This is a genomic window from Taylorella equigenitalis ATCC 35865, assembly GCF_000276685.1.
Lineage (GTDB): Bacteria > Pseudomonadota > Gammaproteobacteria > Burkholderiales > Burkholderiaceae_B > Taylorella > Taylorella equigenitalis.
In genome coordinates, this window is the sequence record NC_018108.1 from 1,647,952 (window position 1) to 1,666,644 (window position 18,693).

13 protein-coding genes are annotated in these 18,693 nt (G+C 39.4%); 9 read left to right on the top strand and 4 right to left on the bottom strand.

The genetic code is table 11. From position 1 onward, the window contains the following. The first annotated feature begins 78 nt into the window (after positions 1 to 78). The 3 genes from nirK to KUI_RS07635 all read left to right on the top strand — a co-directional run bounded on the left by nirK (position 79) and on the right by KUI_RS07635 (position 3,745). Positions 79 to 1,287 (top strand): copper-containing nitrite reductase, encoded by a 1,209-nt coding sequence (gene nirK / locus KUI_RS07625; protein WP_013521723.1) that lies wholly within the window; start codon positions 79 to 81, stop codon positions 1,285 to 1,287. A 132-nt stretch (positions 1,288 to 1,419) separates the two neighbouring features. Beyond that, the gene (locus KUI_RS07630; protein ID WP_013521724.1) at positions 1,420 to 2,511 is read left to right on the top strand and encodes an SCO family protein; all 1,092 of its coding nucleotides are present in this window, start codon (positions 1,420 to 1,422) and stop codon (positions 2,509 to 2,511) included. Position 2,512: 1 nt separating this feature from the next. Further along, on the top strand, positions 2,513 to 3,745 hold the full coding sequence (locus KUI_RS07635; RefSeq protein WP_013521725.1) for a YncE family protein: 1,233 nt from the start codon (positions 2,513 to 2,515) through the stop codon (positions 3,743 to 3,745). Here KUI_RS07635 and KUI_RS07640 read toward each other — a convergent pair. Then, positions 3,742 to 5,886, bottom strand: coding sequence for a heavy metal translocating P-type ATPase (locus tag KUI_RS07640; protein WP_014840647.1), 2,145 nt, complete (start codon positions 5,884 to 5,886; stop codon positions 3,742 to 3,744). The two genes, KUI_RS07635 and KUI_RS07640, sit on opposite strands and share 4 nt — an antisense overlap. Before the next feature lie 52 nt (positions 5,887 to 5,938). Between KUI_RS07640 and KUI_RS07645 the strand changes: the two genes are divergently transcribed. The 6 genes from KUI_RS07645 (at position 5,939) to KUI_RS07665 (ending at position 10,324) form a co-directional block, all read left to right on the top strand. Next, entirely contained in the window at positions 5,939 to 6,493 is a 555-nt protein-coding gene (locus tag KUI_RS07645) for a tripartite tricarboxylate transporter TctB family protein (RefSeq protein ID WP_014840648.1), read from the top strand. Then, positions 6,493 to 8,001, top strand: a complete 1,509-nt coding sequence (locus tag KUI_RS07650; protein WP_014840649.1) for a tripartite tricarboxylate transporter permease — start codon at positions 6,493 to 6,495, stop codon at positions 7,999 to 8,001. The genes KUI_RS07645 and KUI_RS07650 overlap by 1 nt, the downstream gene beginning before the upstream one ends. A 158-nt stretch (positions 8,002 to 8,159) precedes the next feature. Next, positions 8,160 to 8,363: a hypothetical protein gene (locus tag KUI_RS08670; RefSeq protein ID WP_013521729.1), complete on the top strand. Its 204-nt coding sequence runs from the start codon at positions 8,160 to 8,162 to the stop codon at positions 8,361 to 8,363. 122 nt (positions 8,364 to 8,485) lie between these two features. Next, entirely contained in the window at positions 8,486 to 9,097 is a 612-nt protein-coding gene (locus tag KUI_RS07660) for a glutathione S-transferase family protein (protein WP_014840650.1), read from the top strand. Positions 9,098 to 9,394: 297 nt separating this feature from the next. Beyond that, positions 9,395 to 9,514: an AAA family ATPase gene (locus KUI_RS08675; RefSeq protein WP_225972027.1), complete on the top strand. Its 120-nt coding sequence runs from the start codon at positions 9,395 to 9,397 to the stop codon at positions 9,512 to 9,514. A 336-nt stretch (positions 9,515 to 9,850) separates the two neighbouring features. Then, complete coding sequence (locus tag KUI_RS07665) at positions 9,851 to 10,324, top strand: ATP-binding protein (RefSeq protein WP_014840652.1); 474 nt, start codon at positions 9,851 to 9,853, stop codon at positions 10,322 to 10,324. Between the two features lie 3 nt (positions 10,325 to 10,327). On the opposite strand, the gene KUI_RS07670 is transcribed toward KUI_RS07665, so the two are convergent. From KUI_RS07670 to KUI_RS07680, 3 genes are all read right to left on the bottom strand, one after another. Continuing rightward, the gene (locus tag KUI_RS07670; protein WP_014840653.1) at positions 10,328 to 11,677 is read right to left on the bottom strand and encodes an FAD-binding oxidoreductase; all 1,350 of its coding nucleotides are present in this window, start codon (positions 11,675 to 11,677) and stop codon (positions 10,328 to 10,330) included. A gap of 161 nt (positions 11,678 to 11,838) precedes the next feature. Further along, complete coding sequence (locus tag KUI_RS07675) at positions 11,839 to 15,105, bottom strand: YadA-like family protein (protein WP_014840654.1); 3,267 nt, start codon at positions 15,103 to 15,105, stop codon at positions 11,839 to 11,841. Positions 15,106 to 15,429: 324 nt separating this feature from the next. Further along, complete coding sequence (locus tag KUI_RS07680) at positions 15,430 to 18,579, bottom strand: YadA-like family protein (protein WP_014840655.1); 3,150 nt, start codon at positions 18,577 to 18,579, stop codon at positions 15,430 to 15,432. Positions 18,580 to 18,693 lie beyond the last annotated feature (114 nt).

The following is an 18,693-nucleotide window of genomic DNA, read 5'->3' on the forward strand; positions in this document are numbered from 1 at the left end:
TTATTTGATACAAATCAAAGGAATATCTTACAAAGATACTAAACTAAACTTAGATAAACACTTATTAAGGGGAGTTATATGAAACGTAATCTTTTACTATCATCACTACTTGCTACATCACTTTTCGGGGCTGGTGTGGCACTTGCAGCCCAACCAGCTACTACAACTACAGGTGGTCTACCTGGATATGAAGTTAAAAAAGCACCTGACTCTATTAAAAACTTAGAGCATGTGAAACTTGACCTCAAAACTCCGCCATTTGTTCATGAGCATAGCTTAGAAACTCCTAAGGCACCACGTTTAGTTGAAGTGACCATGGAGATTCAAGAAAAAGAAATCGAGGTTGAGCCAGGCGTATTTATGTGGGCGTTTGCATATAACGGAAGCGTACCTGGTCCGCTTATTGTTGTACACGAAGGTGACTATGTTGAGTTAACTTTGAAAAATAAAGCTACAAATACACTTGTTCATAATATTGACTTTCACGCATCTACAGGTGCACTTGGTGGCGGAGAATTAACTTATGTAGCACCAGGTCAGCAAGTTAAACTTCGCTGGAAAGCTATTAAACCAGGTGTTCATATTTATCACTGTGCTCCAGGCGGAACTATGATTCCTTGGCACGTTGTACATGGTATGAATGGGGCTGTTGTAGTCCTTCCTAAAGGTGGGCTAAAAGACAAAAATGGCAAACAACTTAAATATGATAGAGCCTATTACATTGGTGAACAGGATTTCTATATTCCAAAAGATAAAGATGGCAAATGGATGCGTTTTGAAAATGCTTCTATGTCATACGCAGACGATGTTCAGGTTATGAACAAACTTGTACCTACACACATCGTTTTTGGTGAACGCAAACACCAATATACTGGTGAAAATGCGATGACAGCTAAAGTAGGCGAAACTGTGATGATTTATCACTCTCAAGCTAATCGCCAATCTTATCCTCACCTAATTGGTGGACACGGTGAATATGTATGGGAGCGTGGTAATTTAGCAGATACTCCAGTAACAGATATCGAAACATGGATGATTGCAGGCGGTTCTGCTGGTGCTGCTATGTATACATTCAAACAACCTGGAACATACACATATCTTAGCCATAACTTGATTGAAGCGGTAAACTTAGGTGCACTTGCTCACATCAAAGTTGATGGAACATGGGATAATGATCTTATGGAGCAAACGGCAGCTCCAGCTGTTATGGAAGATAGTGCAACCGCACCAGCTACTCAACCAGCTGAGCCTGCAAAAGAAGCTGAGCCAGCTAAACAAGCACAGTAAATTATCTTAGTTTAAGTGCTTAAAAAAGGCGGCTTTCGGGTCGCCTTTTATACTTTAAATTATAGGGTCGCCCTTAGGCTTTTGAACATTTATGTGTAGCCTACTATTTAAATAAAAATTTTTTGGTGTTTTATGATTAGAAAAATTTTGGCTTTACTCTTATTTATTTTTTTCTCATATGCTTACGGTCAGAGTGTGATATCGGGAAAGCCTCTTGAATTCAACCTTATGGACTATCAGGGTCCTAAAACACAAAAAGATTTTCAAAATCGATTTATGCTTTTAGCTTTTGGGTACACATCCTGTCCAGATATATGTCCGATGACATTGTCACAGATAAATGAGTCATTGGATAAGATGCCTAAAGATGTGGTAGAAAAATTAGTTCCTGTTTTTGTAAATATTGATCCCGTTAATAGCACGCCTGAGTCATTGCGTGCTTACGTTGAGTTTTTTGATGAGCGATTTGTAGGACTAACTGGTAGCATAGAATCAGTGCGAAATCTTACTAATCAATTAGGTGCTACTTTTGGTTATCGATTAGATGGAAAAAAACTAGATAATCCAGAATTGGGCATGATGTATACCGTCTACCATAGCACTCTAATTTACCTAATTGGTCCTGATGGCAGACTTCTAGACACATACGATTATCAAATTGATCCAGCAGACTTAGCCTTAAAAGTATCCGCCTCAATCAATCCAAAAGCTTACTCACCAGTTGATTCGACACCTAAAACTATAACCTCCATTTCAAAGCAAATTGCAGTAAAAAAATCAGGATCAAAAACGGAACATGTGGAGGCATGTGCATTGCCAGAGGGATTTAATGAATCAAAATCAAACTTCAACCTAGAAGAAATCAAAGAAGTTAAAAGTTCGGGAGCGAAAGTTGAATTATTAAACTTGTGGGCTATGTGGTGTGCACCTTGCCGCAAAGAGTTGCCGTTGCTTAACGAATTCAAAGATAGTGGGACCTCGATGGGTGTCATAACACTAAATTTAGGGGACGATGAGGAGAAATTTTTTAAATTTCTAGAAGATCAAAAATTAAAAAGTATCGATAAATATGCTTATCCAAAAATGGACTTGCTCAGAAAATTGGGGGGCATCGGTCTGCCATTTAATGCCTTGTTCGTTGATGGAAAACAGGTTGCCTTCAAAAATGGAATCATTAAAACAACCGACGATTTAAATTCATACGCAAAATGCATGGCAAAATAGCATGAAAAAATCACGCAGAAAATTTATAAAAGGTATGTCGGCAACGGCTCTTGGTCTTGGTTTTCACAATACCCTCGGCTCTCAAAATTTCCCTCAACAAAGCCTTATTGTGGATCCAAATTATCAGAAAAAAAATTCTTTGCACGAGCCTACGAAGTATTTATTTATCACAGACGTGATGTCCTCATACCTAAGTGTTTATGATATTGAGAGCACGCAACGGGTTGCACATATCAATTTAAACTTTAGACCTGATACGATTGAAATGGCACGCGATGATAGTATATTAGCCCTAGGTAATCGTGAGATTAATGGGCTTGTATTACTAGACTTGAAGACTCGTGAGTTCAGGACTGTATCCATGCCCTCTCCCGTGCATCAAATTTTCTTTATACCTCAAACTAAATTAATCGCCGTTGGGCTTCGAGATCAGGTCGGATACGTTGATTATTCCAATGATGAGGTTCATATTTTTTCTAGAAAATTTGATTCAAAAATTCGCGATAATTCCCAGTTTACATACTATAAATTATTGTTCAGCTCTTTTAGTCAAACATACTGGGTTCTCGATCGTGAAAAACCACTAATCTATATGAAGAACGGCTTAGATGCTAGCGATTGGAAGATACTCGACTTAAGTAAACGGTTGAGTAAACCTGCAGGGTTGGACAAGGGCATTGCCAGTCCAGAGGATTTTATGCTTGCATTTAATACACTTGAAGGAGATGAGGGGCTAATTTATTTTCCGCATGAGGACAGGCTATTAAGCACAGGGCCGATGTATACGGTAGGGGCCACGTGGCGACCACTTGTTATGCCCTATATTGATCAATACTCGCAAAGGGTCATTTTTGCAGATATGTCGGGGCATGTAGCTTATTTCGATCTTCGCGAAAAGGATCAAAAACCACATAAATTTGACCTCCCCTTTTCGCCACGAATAATTCGAAGTGGTTGGCTTGAGTCAACTTGGATTGTAGGAGGCGATAAAGCATTGCATTTCCAATCCTATGATGACCCCATGGATAATGTGACCTACGAATTCCCCTATCAGGTAGTAGATATGTGGGTGACGGGCGATAGCAAGACTTTGCTTTTAACTGTGGATGAAGGACCTCCCGAGATATGGCGATTCGATATTAGAACGCGACAGATGCTTGACCCGATAACGGTTCGTGGAGTCGTGATGGCAAATCAAATTCGTATGGGTAGCAATAATAGTATCTGCTACTAAAATTGCTTTAGCCTCATCGCATTCATAACTACACTAATTGAACTTAAAGCCATGCAAAGAGCCGCTATCGACGGCGTTAAGAAGCCAGTAGCCGCTAGTGGTATTCCAATTACGTTATAAATCAGTGCGAAAAATAAGTTCTGTTTAATATTGCGTACAGTTGATTTTGCGATGCTTATTGCGGTGCAGACATTAAAAATATTGTTCTGCACTAACGTGATATCGGATGCCTGCTCAGCCACGGCTGCAGCGGATTTGACGGATATGCCCACATTCGCTTGTGCAAGGGCGGCCGCATCGTTTATACCATCGCCTACCATGGCTACTACGTGCCCTTGCGATTGAAGCTGTTTAATTTTCTCCACTTTGTCTCGCGGTTTAACTTGTGCAAAGAAGTGCTTTATTCCTAACTGCTGAGCAATTAATCGTACGGTAGATTCGCGATCACCTGAAAGCAATACAGCTTCAACATGCTGGTCACGTAAACTTTTTATGACCTCGATACTATCAGGTCGTAGCTCATCTGAAATTAATAAAAGTCCGAGCAATTCTTTGCTATCGGATCGGCTTATACAAATAATCGTCCCACGACCTTCCCATCGTACGAGAATCTCTGGCGGAACAATGGATTGAGTAAATGATGGGCTTCCTACTTTAAGTGGCAATGCCTCCTCGTTCACCACAACAGATGCACTCGCCCCTTCGCCTACAACATTTTCAACGCCTTCCGCAAAGTCCAATTCAAGCCCCTCTTCGTAAGCCCGACTTACAACAGCATGTGCAAGTGGGTGTTGGATAAATTGTTCAAGCGAGGCCGCTAATTTAAGCGAATTAAATGAACCAAGATTTATGTAATCAATAACGGCTGGCTGACCGCGAGTGAGTGTTCCCGTTTTATCGAAAACCACTGTATCTATTTTTGCAGTACTCTCAAGTGTGTAAGCTTCCTTAACCCAGATTCCTTTACGAAAAGCATTGCCAAGGCCAACCATCATCGCAGCTGGAGTAGCAAGCCCCAATGCACATGGACATGCGATAACGAGCACAGCAACTGCGTTCATTATTCCACGCTCCCAGTTTGGCAGATCCCAAAAAAACGTCAATAAAGCTATTGCTATGACCACAGGCACAAATACGCCTGCCACCCTATCGGCAATGCGAGAAATAGGTGCTTGGCTACCCTGAGCTTCAGACAATGCAGCCATAAGATCGCCTAAAAATGTCTCACGCCCCACACTAGTGGCAATATACTCTATACTTCCATCTTCAACCAAGGCACCCGCAGAAACTTGATCACCAGGTTGTTTTTTTATAAGCTCAGACTCGCCAGTAAGATGGCTCTCATTGCACAAAGCAAAACCTTGATAAACCTCTCCATCAGTAGCGATGCGGTCACCGTGATTCGAACGCACACGATCCCCAACCTTGACTTTATGCAAAGGAACCTGCAACCATGCACCATCCCGAAAAACGGACACCTCAGGAGGTAGCAATTTCAGAAGCGACTGTAGACTATTTAGACTTTGTTTTTTGTTTCGTGTCTCGAGGAATTTTCCAATGCTCACAAAGGCAACAATCATAACTGAGCCTTCAAAATACACTTCATGCTCTCGATTGAAAACAAGCCACATCACAACTGAATACACATATATCGAGACGGTGCCCAAAACCACGAGCACATCCATATTAGCCATTCTACCTTTGATAGACGACCAAGCACTTTTATAAAATGGCAATGCAATCCAAAACTGAACAATCGTAGCAAGCAAGAACTGAAGCCACGCAGGCAACATAAGCTTATGCAACCCGAAAAGCATGCCAATCATAGATACAAAAAACGGCAGTGAAATTAGAATTAGAATTTTTAAACGAAGTGGTAGTTTAACGTCGCTAATCTCGTCCTTTTGAAGTTCACCTTTGAAGCCACCAGACTGCATGGCCAACTGTATCTTTGGCAATACATAATCACGATCTACCCCTTCAGTAAGTTCTATCTGTGCCTCCTCGCTTGCAAAATTTACTGAGGCAGTTTTAACGTATGGCTGTGAATTAAGAAGTTTTGTAAGACGCGTCGAGCAACCCTGACAATGCATACCACTAATTGAAAGCCTTAGTTTATCAGTGTGCCCAGAGGTACTCATGTTAAAATTATTTCCTTAAAATCCAGTTGAAAGCTTCATTTTATCCCAAGCCATGATTATAAAAAACGAACAAGACTTCTTTAGTGGACTTATGTTTGCAGGGTTTGGGGGGTTCTTTTCGATTTACTCATATTTGAATTACGATATGGGCGATGCGATGCATTTGGGCCCTGGGTTTTTTCCCTTTGTTTTGGGTGTGATACTTGGGGTTATCGGTGCAATTATTGTTTTGAAATCTCTTTGTAGATCACCCTCTTCCGAAACTAGCTTAGGTCCATTCGACTGGGACATACTTATTCTGATTATTGGGTCTGTGCTTTTTTTTGCGTTTGCACTTGAGGCTTTGGGCCTTATTTTGACGATAGCCTGTATCTGCATTATGAGTAGTCTTGCAAGCCACGACTTTCAATTTAAATCAGCTATCGGTGTCGCAGTTTTTATGGCGATTTTTGCATGGCTTGTATTTGTAGAAGGTCTAGGTATGACACTTCCGCTTCAACCATCAAGCCCCAGGGAGTGGTCATGGGCTACCTGTTTATTTATTTCTGTTTCAATGCTGATATGCTTCGCACTCGTTGTCCGCAGGGTGAGATGCGATAAGCCATGATGGATATTATTCAAAACCTAGCACTAGGATTCGATGTTGCATTTACATTAGAAAATCTAATGTACGCTTTTTTCGGATGTCTACTCGGAACGATGATAGGCGTACTTCCAGGCATCGGACCAGTTCCTACGATTGCGATGTTATTGCCACTAACATATGTTTTGGAGCCGACGGCAGGTTTGATTATGCTTGCGGGCATATATTATGGTTGTCAGTACGGAGGCTCAACTACCGCTATTTTAGTAGCTCTCCCAGGAGAGACGAGTTCGGTTGTGACAGTTCTCGATGGCCATAAGATGGCACAAAAAGGGCGTGCGGGGGTGGCATTGTCACTTTCGGCGATTGGTTCTTTTGTTGCGGGTTGCGTAGCTACCCTTTTGCTTGCGGGATTTGCAACCCCCATGGCAGAATTGGCTTTAAACTTTGGTCCTGCCGAGTATTTTTCTCTTATGGTTTTGGGCCTAATCGGAGCGGTTGTTCTTGCTTCAGGCTCATTGATAAAGGCTATCGGCATGATAGTGCTCGGATTGCTTTTTGGCATGGTTGGCACAGACGTTGACTCAGGCGAGCCTCGATATAACTTTAATTTAGGACAACTTGAAGATGGTTTGGATTTTGCGGTCGTTGCGATGGGTATATTCGGATTAGCAGAGATTATGCGTAATCTTTCAATGCGAGAGGCACGCATTTCCGTAACGGACAAAATCGGCTCACTTTACCCCAATCGCAATGAGATGCGACAATCGGTTCCTGCCATCGCACGAGGTACCGCCATAGGATCCGCTCTAGGTGTACTTCCTGGCGGAGGTGCTGTGTTGTCCTCCTTCGCTTCTTATACCATCGAAAAGAAGCTAGCAAAAAACCCTTCCGAAGTTGGCAATGGATACGCCCCCTGCCTAGCTGGTCCAGAATCCGCAAACAACGCAGCTGCTCAAACTTCGTTTATTCCAATGCTTACGCTCGGCATCCCTGGCAATGCAGTCATGGCTCTTATGATTGGTGCAATGATTATTCATAACATACAACCTGGTCCGCAAGTTATGACCAGCCACCCCGAAATGTTTTGGGGCTTAATTGCATCGATGTGGATAGGCAATTTAATGCTGGTTATATTGAATTTGCCTCTTATAGGTTTGTGGGTCAAACTACTCAAAGTGCCCTACCGCATGTTGTTTCCAGCGATTTTGATTTTTTGCTTAATAGGAATCTACTCGCTCGATAACGATACGTTTGATATTTTCTTGTTGGCAATATTTGCCCTCCTCGGCTACTTTTGGAATAAATTGCGATGCGAGCCTGCACCGTTGCTCCTAGGTTTGGTTTTAGGTGGCATGATGGAAGAAAATTTTAAAAGAGCAATATTGCTTTCAAGAGGTGATTACTCAACTTTTCTAACTCGCCCAATATCCGCAGTAATTCTAGCTATTGCTGTGGGTCTTGTGTTTGTGACGGCATTGCCATCGATTAGAAAAAAACGTCAAGAAACATTCGTTGAAGAAATGGACTAAAAAGTCCACCCCTTTTATTATTTGGACGATGATGCTACACCGCTTATATAACTCCACTAGTTAATGATATTTATGAAATCTCTGATTATGATGACGTATGTTTTCACATTAGAGGATGGGGTATCAGGGATTTCTATGATGAGGATAAATTTCCCGAAGTGCATGATTTAGTAAAACACTATGGCATAAGAATTAAGGGTGATGAGCTAGTTGTATATTCTACTAAAGATAATTTAATTGAAAATTTTAAAAACTTTACAGCTGTGATTAAGCAAATAGTCGATTGGGATAAGGATCTATACGGCGATGGTGCTTATCACTTTGATGTCGCTCTAAGCACTCCAAAATATTTGCAAGTTTAAACTTATCCTTCTTATCATTTCAATTTTAATTTTTATATTTCCTACGCATATACAATCAATAAGATGGCTATGAACCTTACGATTGTTTGTTTAGGTATAGCTTGTATTAAACAGGAGGATTTATGAAACTATATTATGCACCTGGCACTTGTGCGGTTGCTCCATGGATTGTGGCTGAATGGGCGGGGGTTGATTACGAAGTAGAAAAAGCTAAATTAGGTACAGACGACTACACTAAAATTAATCCGCTTGGTTCAGTTCCTGCTTTAGTGCTTAATGATGGTCAAGTTATTACGCAGGCGACTGCTATTATGAACTATATTGCTAAACAAAACCCAAGTGCGGATTTACTGTCTAGTGGTAGTGATGTGGATGATGCAAAATTAGCTGAAATCCTTAGTTTCCTTGCATCTGATTTTCATGCAGCTTTTTGGCCTGTTTTTGGTCCACAAAAATTTACTACTTCTCAGGAAGAACAAGATTTTGAGCCTATTCGTGAAGCTGCTTATAAACGAATCGATCGAGTGCTTACCAACTTGGATAGATTAATTGGTGATGGTGAGCATGTTTATAAAAACAAGCGAACACTTGCGGATGCTTATGCTTATGTTATGACTCAATGGTCTAAAAAAACACCTAAAGATTTCACAAATTATCCAAATGTGAAACGATTTATGGAAGCTATGGATAAGGACGAAGCCGTTCAAAAGGTTATGGCAGAATCTGTTAAGTAGTCAATTTCTAAAATTTCTCTATTTACTATAAAGTAAATTTAAGGCTTGGTACCATTCAATGTGACAAGCACCCATAAGCACCCATAAAATGCGGGTGCTTTTTTCACAGCTCAAAGCATAAGTTTTTAGACCTATACTGAAGAAACTTATAAAAATATAATGTTTTTATACTTATAATGAAAAAATAGAAACTTTAAGATTGACTATACGTCCTATTATCCTAGCTTTACACATACCGTACCTAGACCCACATATCTAGACAAAATTAAAAAATTTATAGACACACCCGTTATCAAAATACTAACTGGTATTCGTCGCTGTGGTAAGTCTACTGTTCTTAAACTCCTTGCTAAAGAATTGAAAAACCGAGGAATAGATGGAAGAAGGATAATATATATACCTAGAGACTTTCTCTAATGAACATTTTCTCCAAGCTGGTGGGCTTTATAAGCACATATGTGGACTTATAAATAATAAAGAAAAGTACTATATCCTAATCTTAGAATATAGTCAAAAAGGTGGATTTCCAATAGTGCATCTAGCCAACCATAGCCTTGATACTTGCTTCAAACTTGTCCAAGACATCTATAGTTCAGTAATCTTAAGAGATACAATTCAAAGACATAAAATTCGAGATACTGAACTTTTAAATCGTGTTGTTAATTATATTTTCGATAATGTTGGCAATACTTTTTCTGCACAAAGTATTGCTGATTTTTTAAAAGTCAACACAGAAATATCAGCCTAAATACCGTGTACGAGTATTTAAATGCTCTAAAAGGTGCTTTTATTATTTATAGATGTAAACGCTTTAACCTTAAAGGAAAAGAGATTTTAAAAACCTTAGAAAAGTTCTATCTTGCAGATATGTCTTTGTTATATTCCATGCTTGGATTCAGACCTACATACATATCAGGTGTTCTTGAAAATATAGTGTACTTAGAATTAAGGAGAAGAGGATACGATGTATTTGTAGGTAAGCTTAATTCGATGGATATTGATTTTATATGCACCCAAAACAACAAAAGATTATACATTCAGGTGGCATATAAATTAGAAACCCAAGATACTGTTGAGCGAGAGTTTAAGCCCTTATTAGCGATAAAAGATAATTATCCGAAATTCGTTATTACCATGGATGAAACCAACCTGGGTAATCATGATGGCATTGAGCACATAAACATAGTCGATTTTCTGTTGACCAAGCAAAATCAAATGAACCACTAAAAATCAATCGATAACACGACCGCGATTTAGCAGGTCCTTGCTATTTATCGTATTTTTTATCATCTTCATCACTTCAATTTGTTCTGGGTCACGAGTATATGTCAGAAAATCCTTTTTGATACGGCCTATACCGTGCTCTGCCGTAATGCTCCCACGCATTGGCTTAATGATTTCGTAGACCATTTTCTCCACAGGTATGATATCGCTTTCAGTGATTCCACCTGTCGTTATGTGCAAATTACCATCTCCGATATGTCCAAATATTAAATACACCATATTTGGATATTTTTCAGAAGTTACTTCTACAAATTTCTCGTAAAACTCCTTCATATGCTTAATCGGCAGTCCAATATCAAAATTAATCACTGTACCAAGTTTGCGGATACACGGCATAATTCCATCGCGTATTTGCCATAGTTCGTCAGATTGTGCATGATTTTGAGGAATTAATGCATCGACGGCAAGCCCCTCTTCTAGCACGCCCCCTAGATAGTCATGAAATCTCTCATTCAAATCGGCACGTGATCCCTCTACTTCCATAAGCACGTAGTATGGATACTCACCGCCAAATGGCACACTTAGCCCCTGAACTTCAGAAGACATAACAAGATACTCGCGCCACATCACCTCAAAACTAGCAATCTCCGCAAGTGAGGCACGTGTCTTAGTAAGTAAAGCGGTAACTGCTTCAAAATCATCTAAAGCAACAAGTGCATTGTGGATGTGATCTGGCTTTGGATAAAGCCTTAAAACTGCACGCGTCACAATGCCATAACGCCCCTCAGAGCCGATAAATAAATGCTTTAAATCAAGACCCGTATTATTTTTTATCATGCGGTATGTCATATCGAGCACAGTTCCATCTGGCAATACCACCTCAACTCCAAGTGTCAGATCACGCATAGTCCCGTAACGAAATACTTTATTACCCCCTGCATTTGTGGCAATATTCCCGCCCACATGACAGGATCCGCGAGCTCCCAAATCAAGTGGAAAATACCAACCCTGCTCAAGAACGGCTTGCTGCAAAGTTTCTAGAACAACCCCTGCCTGCACAAGAGCCGTCCCTCCAACGGTATCAATCTCCTCAATCTTGTTCATAAGTTCGAGGTTTATAGCGATATCACCTTCGTTTGGAATCGCACCTGCAGCCAATCCTGACAGACCACCTTGCACGGTAAAACTTTTATTTTGCTCGTGGCAATACTTAACGACAGTAGCCACTTCCTCCGTATTACGTGGACGATAGACGATGCTAGGTTTCATGTGTTTATAGCCACTGGCATCGTTTGAATATTTATCAAGTAAACTTGGGTCAGTAATAGTATCGATTTGGGAGAGTTGGTCAATCATAAATTTATACGCTATCCAAAGGATAAGGAAAAATGCCGTTCTTCATTCATTTTATAGGAAGAAATATCTATTAACAAATAAGGTCCTCCCCTAAACACCAAGCAAAAAACCCACGACCGAAGCCGTGGGTTGCTACACTTTATAGAATGTACGTTAGGAATTTACTTCCATGAATATCCTGCTCCGATACCGCCACCGATATGGCCACGGTCTGAACCAGTGATAGAACCGCGAAGTTTCCATTTACCACTCATTGAAGTAGAAGAGATACCCATAGCATAACCTGTACGACCTTCAACTACACCAGCAGCAATAGACACTGTTTTTTCACCTGGAGTTGTAGATTGAGGAAGATTAGCTACTGCCATAGCCATAGCTGCTCCGCTAAATGCATCTCTACGAACTTCACGTTTAGCATCTTCCAACTGACCGACAGTAGCAGCACTGTTAGATTTTGTACCTGGTTTCAAGTTAGTGATTTCCTTACCGCCTGCATCACCGTTAAAGTCGCTTCCACCTGATCCACCTGGCGTGCCATACTTCTCAATGTAGTTTTTCATAGACTTAACGCTTACTGCTTTGTTATCGTTAGATGAATCTTGCATATCATCATATGACATCTCTTTTAAGCCATCTATGCTCTCAATGCCTTTGAGGTTTTTCGATAGACGAATGTTTAGAGTACTGTCATCACCTTTAACAACACCAACGTTATTTTCTGTCGAAACATCAGTAGCACCGCCTTTGATATTAAGCGTTTTGTTTAGCGGAATATCAACTTTTTTGCCGTCATCACCTGCGTATGAAGTGCCCATAGCGATTTCTTTAATCACATCTTTACCTTCTGAATCCTTCTCTTTGACAACAGTTTTAATACCATCTTTGGTGATTACAGTACCATTACCATTTTCATCAACAAATTCAGCTGATTCTAAACCTTTCAGATTTTTAGCAAGTTTTATGTGAACTTTCTCTTTATCTTTTGTGTCAACTACAGTTTTGATATTGTTATCTGATGAATCCTTAGCTCCTCCAACAAGTTGAACTGTGTCTTCTTTAGGTTGTGCTTTAGTACCTGCTTGGTCCGCAATGTTTAACTGTTTGGTACTAGATCCAGTACCACCACTTGATGGATCAAAGTTTTGGATTTTCTTAACTAATTCTTTATTTAGTACTACGCTATCACCGAAATTTATACTTTCTATACCAGTCAATTTTTTAGAAAGTTTGATGTCAACATTGCCCTCTTTGACTTCAACACCAATATTTCCTGTGATAAGATCACCAGCAGTAGTGTTACTACCCACAATATTAATCACATTAGATAGTGGTAATGTTTGCTTTGTACCTAAATCACCTTTAAGTATGATAGAAGGAGATTGACCAGTTAAATTGTTAATTTTTTTAGCTAAATCATCAGCAACCGCAAACAGTTGTGATCCGTTTACCGCATCAGTACTATCTTTATTAATACGACCTGCTGCCACGTGTTGGATTTGACGCTCAAAACCTTCAGAGCCAATAGTCATTACTCGTGCTTTATCGAGGTTAGCCGCCCACTTCCAATTTTTTCCCTCTGGCACATCAGCTTTAACGTATCCTTTAGTTTTAGCATATGAACCCAGGTAAATTGCTCCACGGATATCAGCTTTGATATGATCTCCAAGAACTACAGAGTAATCAGCTGTTTCTTTAACTTCGTTTTCATTACCAAGAACCGTTGAGAATGATGCATTAGAGAAGTTTAAATTACCCATTACAAATGCATAACTTGTGGTTCTGTCTTTTAGTTTTATAAATCCAGGTCTAGCTTGGGAAAAGTCCATTTCGGCACCGACAAAGTTTCTATAACCAAAAACTGATGATTGCAGTGTATTTTGTACAAAGTTTTGACCGCCAACTATAGTCACATTATCTGAACCTTTAGTGCCTGCATACAATTTATTGTCATAACCAAAAACAAAACCATTAGGATTAAGGGTTGATTCATTTCCCTCGACTATAGCATTGTTTTGTATAGAAATATCTTTTTTGATAAGTCTGTTTGCACCACCTACGGCTATTGATCCAGCTGAGACTATATTTTTAGTACCTAATCCAATAGCATCATCTTGTACCTTGTTAAATGCACCGATTGCTACAGAACCCTCCAATCCAGCTCTACTAACTTTACCTTCAGTATTCTCAGCTACATTTCTGGTACCGACAGCAATAGAATACTCACCCAAAGTAAGATTGAAGTAACCTAAAGCCGAATTGAACTTACCAACACTTGTGTTATAGTCACCAATAGCTGAAGACCACGCTCCTAGAGAAAGGTTGTTATGACCTATTGCTGAAGAAGCATCTCCGATTGCTAGGTTCATAGACCCAACACCTGAGGATAAATTACCAGTAGCCGTATTAAAGTTTCCGAGAGCCGTTTGAAAATTATTTTTATCTTTATCTGCCTCTTTAAGAGCATTGATTATATATTTATAATTTTCATATTGTTTTAATTTTTTTAAATTTGGATCGTCCTCACCAGTAAAAGTTAGACCATAGAATTGCCATAACGAACTGACACTGTATTCTTTGTTCCGCATATTCTTGATAAAAAATGCTTTGAGACTATCCTCAGGTTTATCACTTATAGGTTCAAATTTGTTGTTTTCAAAATCTAAGACATCCACCAACCTTGGAGTTTCAACTCCACCAACATCTTTAAATCCCATAAGATTAGATTGACCAGCGTAGTTGTTTACACCCATAGAGACAGCGGTAGCTGATGAAGAAGTATTACCTGCACCCATAGCCACTGCATAATTAAAGTAAGAAACATTCTCTAAACCAACTGCCACTGATTCTCTTGTAAAAGCGTAGTTATATTGACCTGCAGCAAATGACGAATTGTCTGCAAAATTGTAATTACCCAGTGCTACAGAGAACGTGTAAGCTTGTGTCTTATAACCAAAAACAGAGTTATAATCACCTATTGCTTTAGCATAGTGACCTACAGCAAAATCATCTTTACCATCAGCTTTGGAAAATTGACCAATTGAATAAGCCTGTGTACCCTTTGCATAAGCCCCTACCCCAATTTGAATATTAAAATATTCAGGCGTCCATTCGGGATTTTCTGGATTTGGGTTAAGATAGTCAATTACTAGTTTTGGTCCAGCTACAGAAGTACCTTTAATCCCACGAATATTGAAACCATTTAGTAACAAACTGCCATCTACTTTAGCATTTTTCTTAACAACTACAGAGTCTGTAACTTCAACCTCTTCATTAATTGTTTGTTTAGCATCTGCTATGCCTGCGGTAGCAACTAATGCAACTCCAACAACTGCTATTTTTGAATTTTTACTGAAGCCACGTGCCAGCTCAGAAACTGCAACCCAAGCCCCAAGTTTTTTATTAAATTTAGATTTGAACACCCTATTCATAACATACCTACGGAAAAATTAATTACGATAAGTAACAATATAAGTTCTAGCACTCACTATGTCTTTAGCTCAGAAAGAGCTTTTTGTAACAAAGTTATAAATCGAAACAATTTAAATTGATATAAGGTTACATGTTCAGACAAGTTACAAAATAAAACACTCGTGCGACTTACAGAAACATTACCTCCCTGTGATGTTTGGCTTATTAGAGTTAAGTTGCTTACAATTCTTTACATTTAAGTTGTAGAAAAACAATAGCCCTCAGGTCCGAAAACGTGAGGGCTTATTACAAAGTTGTAAGATGCAGTTAAAACTTACGACAAATTACCATTGGTAACCAGCTCCAACTGTAGCACCTAAGTGGCTTCTGCTAGAACCTGCAACTGAGCCCTTAAGCACCCATTTTCCACTCTTAGATACTGTAGATATACCGATTGCATACCCTTGTTTGCCTTCAAGCGTACTACCTGCAACCGCTACCATGCTTTTGCCTGGAGCAGTAGCTTGTGGAAGACCTCCAGTAGCCATAGCCATAGCGGAAGCTCCAAGAGCATCGTCGTAACGCTCTTCCAACTGACCGACAGTAGCAGCACTGTTAGATTTTGTACCTGGTTTCAAGTTAGTGATTTCCTTACCGCCTGCATCACCGTTAAAGTCGCTTCCACCTGATCCGCCTGGCGTGCCATACTTCTCAATGTAGTTTTTCATAGACTTAACGCTTACTGCTTTGTTATCGTTAGATGAATCTTGCATATCATCATATGACATCTCTTTTAAGCCATCTATGCTTTCTATGCCTTTAAGGTTTTTCGATAGACGAATGTTTAGAGTACTGTCATCACCTTTAACAACACCAACGTTATTTTCTGACGATACGTCAGTAGCACCGCCTTTAATATTAAGCGTTTTGTTTAGCGGAATATCAACTTTTTTGCCGTCATCACCTGCGTATGAAGTGCCCATAGCAACCTTCTTAGTGACAGGTTTGCCATCTGAGCCTTTCTTAGGATTACCATCTTCGTCTTTCTCAACGAGATTAATGTATATACCGTCGCGAGTGATTACAGTACCTACACCATTTTCGTCAACAAATTCAGCTGATTCTAAACCTTTCAGATTTTTAGCAAGTTTGATGTGAACTTTCTCTTTATCTTTTGTGTCAACTACAGTTTTGATATTGTTATCTGATGAATCCTTAGCTCCTCCAACAAGTTGAACTGTGTCTTCTTTAGGTTGTGCTTTAGTACCTGCTTGGTCCGCAATGTTTAACTGTTTGGTACTAGATCCAGTACCACCACTTGATGGATCAAAGTTTTGGATTTTCTTAACTAATTCTTTATTTAGTACTACGCTATCACCGAAATTTATACTTTCTATACCAGTCAATTTTTTAGAAAGTTTGATAGCTACAGAACCATCTTTTGTAACTTCAACACCGATATTTCCTGTGATAAGATCACCAGCAGTAGTGTTACTACCCACAATATTAATCACATTAGATAGTGGTAATGTTTGCGTTGTGCCTAAATCACCTTGAAGCATGATAGAAGGAGATTGACCAGTTAAATTGTTAATTTTTTTAGCTAGGTCATCAGCAACCACAAACAGTTGAGATCCGTTTACCGCATCAGTACTATCTTTATTAATGCGACCTGCAGCCACGTGTTGGATTTGACGCTCATTGCCAGCGGAACCCACAGATACAACACCTAGTGTTTTTGTAGCTTGACGAGCTCCATCCGCACTAGGAGTTGCAGGGTCAGTTTCCTCTTTAACTACACCAGCCCATTGATAATCTTTAGGAGCATCTTCAGGCTTACCGTAACCTTCTGATTTAGAATTCGCACCTAAGAAAACGCTATTAGCTAAATTAGTCTCAATATCAGATCCTAATACGAATGTATTCTCACCGCCTTCTAGTATTAAATTCCTAGAACCTGCAGCCATAGAATTTTGAGGTGCTACGTAGATTTGTTGACCAAAAGCCGATGAATTTTTGCCTTCAACTATTGTTTTATTACCATAAGCTAAAGAGTTAGAAGCTAAAGCCATAGTTCCATAACCAACAGCAGCCGAATAATTTCCTATGGCAACGTTTCCAAACCCAATCGCAGATGATTTATGACCCGTTGCAACGTTTTGTGAACCTACTGAGGTTTGATGCATAGCATAGAATTGTTCTTGTAATGCATCTGTGTACGCTTTTGTTAATTTGAGTGTTAGAGTTTTTTGAGCATCACCTTCTCCAATAGTAACTTCATGGTTATCGGTTAAGCCTTTTTTAATGTATTTGTTGTTTTCAATAAAGGATACTTTTCCTTCACGGTTAACCCCACCCATCCAGATGTACAAAGTTGATTCAAGCCAATTTTTTTTGTCAGAATATACTTCTCCGTAAAGTTTTTTATAATCACTAGTAATAGCGTTTAACCAATTAAATTTTTTAGTTGATTTAGCAGAATGCCAGTTCGGGTCATAATACCCCGCTTCCACATCAGATTGTCCTAAAAACTCTGCACGACCAGCAAAGTTACTTGCACCAATTGCGACAGACCTATTAACTAATGCTTTATTCATGAACCCTATAGCACTTGAACCAGTGTCAACCGTTATATTTTGTGCACCAATAGATGAGCTAAATTTACCAAAAGAATAGTTACGGTATCCTTGAGCAGACCCTTCTCTGAAGGAAATACTTTGGTAACCTAGAGCGTTTGATGACCAGCCAAATGTGTTAGCACCATATCCTACAGCAGTTGAGTTGTTATTAAGTGGACTTTTAGGATCATATCGTACATGTCCTCCAATTGCTACACTATTATCAACACCATTTACACTACCAAATATCGCAACTGAATTATTACCTTGTACAGAGGAATTACCGATGGCTATTGAATTATTGCCTACAGCTTTTGAATTATGGCCAAGGGCAAAAACTTTATCACCCTTAGCACTTGCATAAGATCCTAGAGCAAAACTACCTGTAGAATATTTCTGTTTAGAAGCATCTAAATCCTCAACTTTCGCTCCCCAACCGAAAGCAAAATTATCATTTCCGCTTGTATTAATTAACGATTCTTGACCTATTGCAATATTATTTTTTCCGCCTCCAGTAACCTTAGCACTCCATCCGAAAGCTAAGCTCCATCTAGTTTTAAGTTTACCACTAGGGTCAGTGCCTTCAATGGAAGCCTTCTTACCAATTGCAAAATTAAGCTCACCAGTTTTAACTTTTGCATCCTTACCAAATGCAAGACTGTTTGTTGCACCAGCTTCAACTACACCGCCTGCGATTTCAAAATTGTTATTCTGAGCCTGCGCTAAGACCTGACCTCCTCCGAGGGAAAATGCTGTTAACACTATCGCTGTAGCATGTAATGCTCTTGAATTTTTTGTAAAACCACGTGCAAGTTCACTTACAGCCACCCATGCACCTATGCGTGTATTAAATTTAGATTTGAAAATTTTGTTCATACTTCCCCACTTGTTTAGACAACAAAAATTGTTACTTTAGTGTAATATTTACCTTTTGTAAATATTTTATTGCAGAAACTTACATAAAAATCTTGGCTTGTGAGAAATTATTAC

What these genes read in the sequence shown, in the direction of transcription:
- KUI_RS07635 (WP_013521725.1), top strand. Translation starts at nt 2,513, where the DNA reads ATGAAAAAATCACGCAGAAAATTTATAAAAGGTATGTCGGCAACGGCT.
- KUI_RS07630 (WP_013521724.1), top strand. Translation starts at nt 1,420, where the DNA reads ATGATTAGAAAAATTTTGGCTTTACTCTTATTTATTTTTTTCTCATAT.
- KUI_RS07645 (WP_014840648.1), top strand. Translation starts at nt 5,939, where the DNA reads ATGATTATAAAAAACGAACAAGACTTCTTTAGTGGACTTATGTTTGCA.
- KUI_RS07680 (WP_014840655.1), bottom strand. Translation starts at nt 18,579, where the DNA reads ATGAACAAAATTTTCAAATCTAAATTTAATACACGCATAGGTGCATGG.
- KUI_RS07640 (WP_014840647.1), bottom strand. Translation starts at nt 5,886, where the DNA reads ATGAGTACCTCTGGGCACACTGATAAACTAAGGCTTTCAATTAGTGGT.
- nirK (WP_013521723.1), top strand. Translation starts at nt 79, where the DNA reads ATGAAACGTAATCTTTTACTATCATCACTACTTGCTACATCACTTTTC.
- KUI_RS07670 (WP_014840653.1), bottom strand. Translation starts at nt 11,677, where the DNA reads ATGATTGACCAACTCTCCCAAATCGATACTATTACTGACCCAAGTTTA.
- KUI_RS07675 (WP_014840654.1), bottom strand. Translation starts at nt 15,105, where the DNA reads ATGAATAGGGTGTTCAAATCTAAATTTAATAAAAAACTTGGGGCTTGG.
- KUI_RS07650 (WP_014840649.1), top strand. Translation starts at nt 6,493, where the DNA reads ATGGATATTATTCAAAACCTAGCACTAGGATTCGATGTTGCATTTACA.
- KUI_RS07660 (WP_014840650.1), top strand. Translation starts at nt 8,486, where the DNA reads ATGAAACTATATTATGCACCTGGCACTTGTGCGGTTGCTCCATGGATT.